The following is a 2,922-nucleotide window of genomic DNA, read 5'->3' on the forward strand; positions in this document are numbered from 1 at the left end:
GTGCTTGTAGCTGATGGTCGATGAGGTCATCTCAACCGTATTATCCGCCACCCGTTAAGTCGCCGACAACGTGACATCGCCATTCCCACTAATACAGGGCGGTTCAGCGGTGCTGAAGCCGTCAATGCGCATCGAAAATAGCGCTTACCATATTCCGGCCAGTTCGTCACCTTGAATTTCATCTTGCCAATGCGATGGCTGCGGGCGGCGTTATGTTTGAAAGGCATCAAGGTCAAGATCGGTTATTGAGGTTGCCGATCGCCTACACCACGATCGCTAAACGATCCGTGCACCAACGCGGTGTCGGGTCGATAATTGAAAATTCGGCACCGTACCATTACATGTGGTTCAACACCCAATTCCGTTAAAGGAGCAGCCCATGGCTAACGTGAAAGTCGATATCAATAACTTCCAGTCGGAAGTTCTGGAATCCGCAGAACCCGTCGTCGTCGATTTCTGGGCTGAATGGTGCGGCCCGTGCAAGATGATTGCTCCGAGCCTCGAAGAAATCGCCGTCGAGATGGAAGGCAAGGTCAAGGTCGCCAAGCTGAATATCGATGAGAACCCGAAACTCGCCGCACAGTTCGGTGTGCGCTCCATTCCGACCCTTGCAATCTTCAAGGGCGGCGAAGTCGCTGACATTTCTGTCGGTGCGAAGCCAAAGACGGCTCTGTCGAACTGGATTTCGAGCGCCGCCTGATTGATATCAGGCCAACTTATATTACTTGACGAAAAAGCCCGGTTCAACAGGGCTTCTTCATTTCGCAGCCTTCATTTCGGCGGCGTGCCATTGTCGGAAAGCACGTCGCCGACGAGATAGAGAGAGAGCCGCCGACCAGGATGCGCGGGTTTGGAAAAGGCCCTGATCGGGAGGATTTGGATGTCGTGCAGCCGAAGTTCAGGGTCATCGTGACGCGTGGCCCCCAATTTGCCTTCCGGGACAACGATGGCCTGCTCCCGGCTGTGGCGCCAGCACACATTATCGAAGCGGCCTGCCGACAGGGCGGCTAACCGCTTACCCTGTTCGAGCTAGAACTTACTGCCGGAATGAAATTTTCTGGGGCTTTTAATGAGGACCAGTGAGATGCGAATTGGGAGCAGGCAAGTTAAGGGCTTTTCGGCACTACGAACAGTTAACAGGCTGGGACAGGCCTTGAGAACAAGGGCTGCGCGCCATGAAGCGGTCAACTCACCTGCTGCGCTTCGTACTCTGAGCACGGCAATGCCACCTGCGGGGAAGCATGCACAACCAAAGACTGGGCGTGCAGAGCAACGAGACGAAGGGGCAACGAATAGCAGAACGCAAGGGTCAAGCCTTTCTGCGCGCGCGTTGAAGTACGCCGTGTATCTAGCTGCTGGTGGCTATGCCTATATTGAGATCGTCAATGACTTTCCGCTCTCCACCACATCACTGCATGACGGAAAAAAGGGATTTACCTCGAGTGAAAGGCTCAGGACGGCTCAGGCTAGGGCACGAGAATTTCACACGCGGTATCATACGGGCACTGCTGAAACTCAGCGTCTTAGCAAGCGGCCGCTAAATCCTATTCGTACCTGCGGCGATAGACAATTTGTCACCATGATTGACTACCGGGCAGCTACGAGTGTTCACATTGCGCGGCGGGTGGACTCCGCTGAGGCGCGCCGGTCGCTCGCCCTGAATCTGAACTGCATGAGGGGCCTTCTCGTGAAGGACGATTGCGTGGCTAGGTATGGGCCTCCTCAGGTCCCGAAAGATTTCGACCTAACGAAAAGCCCAATTTATGATGAAAAGAACAAGTATGCACTGACGGGAGTTTTCAACGACCAGACCGGCGCCTACGGCTACACGTCAAGGTCGATTATTCACCCCTTCATTAACAAGGGCGCGCAGCACGTTAGGAATACTTTGCGAAGCGAGAAGGGCTTATCCCCAAAGGAATGCGTCGAGATGCTCGAACCCCTTTTGGTCGATGAGACCCTCGGCCTTAGCGACCAGGCGCAATTTGCGGCCGGTCAGACCATCCTAAACTTCAGACAGGTATATGCTGCTGAGGCGCACTGGGGACATGCCGAAAACGTTGTGATGAAGACTCTGATCGAGCATGGTTTGCTCTCTAAGGAGGAAACCGAAAAGCTCGATGCGACGCTAATGTTCGAGGATCCTCGGAAGAATAAGCTGAAGCGCAATTCCAGTTTGGTGGGCCCGTGGTTGCACAAACTCGACACTCGGCTCCAGGAAGTGCGATGGGGCCATGATCCCCAGTTTGTTGAGGATCTGAACCACCGGGAAATCGCAGACATGAAGAACCTGCCGATAGCTCATATAAAATTGAATGAGAAGGGAGACGGATTCGAAGATTGTTCTGGACTTGGTGACTCGTTCACATGCGCAAACGGCGTCGCCTGCATCAATCACGCGCGTTTGATGAGTGGTCAGCCACGTCTCTCAAAGAAGGAGGTCATAGTGATCGTAGCCTGCTTCAACGCCGTGTACGACGACACGAGCTCAATTCGGCATACACTTCATGAGATAGCCCGTGGCTGTTTTGTGGGCGCTGGATATACTGTCGAGGATGCTGATGCGTTCTACCGCGACGTCTGCCAAAAAGCGGCGAAAGAGTATTATGGCGGCAGAAATCTATCGGACCCGCTGCAAGGTAATTCGCCTGATGCAAGCCCTGCAGAAGAAAGCGGCCTTGGGGACAACCGCGCCCCGCGAGGATCGTGCGACCCCGATATACGACTGTTTGCAGAGCGCTCGCGTGACCGCACTCAAGGACTTTGCTTGTGAACCAACGCGATGCCCTGTTGTTGACACGCTTTAGGCGATGCGTTTTGGATGGATCGGCGACCAAATATAAGAGCTGGTTCGGTTTGTCTGAACAGTTTCGGGCGTTTCGCTAAGTGGATTTCTGCCTCGATTATGCCGCCACCATCATT

General features: G+C 54.1%; 3 protein-coding genes. 2 read left to right on the forward strand and 1 reads right to left on the reverse strand.

The genetic code is table 11. From position 1 onward, the window contains the following. Positions 1-379 precede the first annotated feature (379 nt). Positions 380-700, forward strand: a complete 321-nt coding sequence (gene trxA, locus BS629_RS05620) for a thioredoxin (protein WP_077988064.1) — start codon at positions 380-382, stop codon at positions 698-700. A 71-nt stretch (positions 701-771) separates the two neighbouring features. Here trxA and BS629_RS38860 read toward each other — a convergent pair whose 3' ends face one another. After that, on the reverse strand, positions 772-927 hold the full coding sequence (locus tag BS629_RS38860) for a hypothetical protein (protein WP_158081451.1): 156 nt from the start codon (positions 925-927) through the stop codon (positions 772-774). Between the two features lie 157 nt (positions 928-1,084). Here BS629_RS38860 and xopAG point away from each other — a divergent pair, with 157 nt between their 5' ends. Beyond that, positions 1,085-2,773: a XopAG/AvrGf1 family type III secretion system effector gene (gene xopAG / locus BS629_RS05625; protein WP_077988065.1), complete on the forward strand. Its 1,689-nt coding sequence runs from the start codon at positions 1,085-1,087 to the stop codon at positions 2,771-2,773. The last annotated feature ends 149 nt before the right edge of the window (positions 2,774-2,922 follow it).

The organism is Rhizobium leguminosarum bv. viciae USDA 2370, from assembly GCF_002008365.1.
Classification (GTDB): Bacteria; Pseudomonadota; Alphaproteobacteria; order Rhizobiales; family Rhizobiaceae; genus Rhizobium; species Rhizobium leguminosarum.